Source organism: Aquiflexum sp. (genome assembly GCF_041749095.1).
Lineage (GTDB): Bacteria > Bacteroidota > Bacteroidia > Cytophagales > Cyclobacteriaceae > Aquiflexum.
On record NZ_JBGTCA010000355.1, the window covers coordinates 1 to 1862 of the forward strand.

Genomic DNA, 1862 nt, shown 5'->3' on the forward strand with positions numbered 1-1862 from the left:
TGGAACAGTTTTTCCAGACCACATGAAGTGAGTCAATTTAACCCTCATCCCGATCTAAAAGAAATGGATAAAAGAGATTGGATGGAAATTACAGAGGAAACATTCCAAAAGGTTTTTGCAAAATCTGCTGTTAAAAGGACAGGCTATAATGGTTTTTTAAGAAATATTAAGTTTAATCTTTGACAATGGTTTTTACAATATTGGGTAATTTTGTGGCATCAGCACCCAAGCTATGAATTTAACAGAAGTATCCTCAAACAGTGATGAAAAGGCTTTCATCAAAGTACATATTTTGATCAATGAAAAAGATCCCAATTGGATAAGGCCTCTGGACAAAGATGTACAGATGGTTTTTGATCCAAAACAAAATAAATATCTTCAAAACGGGGAGGCCATCAGATGGATCCTCAGAGATGATAGTGGTAGGCTTATTGGTCGCATTGCCGCTTTTGTAAACAAAAGATATAAAAACAAAGGTGATCAATTTCCTGTCGGAGGTTTTGGCTTTTTTGATTGTATTGAGGATCAGGAATCCGCTAATCTATTGTTTGATACTGCGAAAGCCTGGTTAATTCAGAGAGGTATGCAGGCAATGGATGGGCCTATCAACTTTGGTGATCGGGATAAGTGGTGGGGAGTCCTTACGGAAGGTTTCCATCCACCGAAATATAATATGAATTTCAATCCTCCTTATTACCAAATGCTTTTTGAGGAATATGGTTTCAAGACTTTTTATAACCAAATATGCTGGAGCCTTTCCGTTGCTTCGAACTCCCACCAACTTGATCCAAAATTTTATGAAGCACATAAAAAGTTCCATGGGAACCCTGACTTCAAGGCAGTCCATATTAAAAAAAATCAACTATCAAAATTTGCCGACGCCCTGAGCATTGTGTACAATAAAGCATGGGCAAAACATGAAGGGAACAAGGAGCTTTCTCCCCAACAAGCGTTAAAGCTGTTGAATTCCGTGAAGCCTGTTTTGGATGAAAAACTGATATGGTTTGTTTATCACAAAAATGAACCCGTGGTGATGTGGCTAAATCTTCCGGATATCAACCAAATTATCAAGCACCTCGGCGGGCAATTTGGATTATGGGCAAAACTTAAGTTCTACCTCATAAAAACTTTAGGTAAAAACCGCAGCTTTGTAGGTCTAGCGTTCGGAATTGTCCCTGAATTCCAAGGTTCCGGATTGGATTACTATATGATTGTAGAAGCAGAAAAAGTCATCAAATCAACACGCTCCTACAAAAATCTCGAACTTTACTGGCAAGGTGATTTCAATCCTAAAATCCTAAATATTTCAAAAAATCTGGGAAGCAAAAAAAGCCGAAATCTAATTACTTACAGGTATTTGTTTGATAGAAATATGCCATTTGAAAGGCATCCAATTTTGGGGTAGTTGGAAAAAGCCATCATCTTGCTTAGAATATCGTTTTACTTTGATAAAAAAATTAAGCCCCGATATCGGGGCTTTTTCATTAACCTGCCAGATTAATAAAATATTTATCCAGAACAGGTTCGTAATTGTTGGAAAACTTCTTGTAACACCAGTCCTTGAATTCCTGAATTTCTGCTGGCATCAACAGATTCAGGGCCTTTCGCAACTCTTTCTCGAAGAGTCTTCTGTCAAAACTAACTTTCGTTAAGATGGTCTTTACGTATTCGAGCATGTTTCAAAGAATTTATTGGTTAAAGATTAAACAACAACACTTATCGGTACGACACTAAATTAGGTTTGTTGCGTTTAAAATATAAAGTTAATTTGCGAACAATAAGTAAAACACAACATGATCAAAACGACCATCACCCTGATTTTTGTATACTTTTTCGGAATTATATTTATTCCTTTAGTGGCG

At 36.7% G+C, this 1862-nt stretch carries 2 protein-coding genes and 1 pseudogene; 2 read left to right on the forward strand and 1 reads right to left on the reverse strand.

The genetic code is table 11. From position 1 onward, the window contains the following. Together ACEW8O_RS15935 and ACEW8O_RS15940 are read left to right on the forward strand one after the other, a co-directional pair. Positions 1-183 (forward strand): annotated as a pseudogene (locus ACEW8O_RS15935) (tRNA epoxyqueuosine(34) reductase QueG); the annotation flags it as partial. Positions 184-232: 49 nt separating this feature from the next. After that, complete coding sequence (locus ACEW8O_RS15940; protein WP_373495618.1) at positions 233-1405, forward strand: hypothetical protein; 1173 nt, start codon at positions 233-235, stop codon at positions 1403-1405. A 79-nt stretch (positions 1406-1484) separates the two neighbouring features. On the opposite strand, the gene ACEW8O_RS15945 is transcribed toward ACEW8O_RS15940, so the two are convergent. After that, positions 1485-1676 (reverse strand): hypothetical protein, encoded by a 192-nt coding sequence (locus tag ACEW8O_RS15945; protein WP_373495619.1) that lies wholly within the window; start codon positions 1674-1676, stop codon positions 1485-1487. Positions 1677-1862: the final 186 nt, after the last annotated feature.

What these genes read in the sequence shown, in the direction of transcription:
- ACEW8O_RS15940 (WP_373495618.1), top strand. Translation starts at nt 233, where the DNA reads ATGAATTTAACAGAAGTATCCTCAAACAGTGATGAAAAGGCTTTCATC.
- ACEW8O_RS15945 (WP_373495619.1), bottom strand. Translation starts at nt 1,676, where the DNA reads ATGCTCGAATACGTAAAGACCATCTTAACGAAAGTTAGTTTTGACAGA.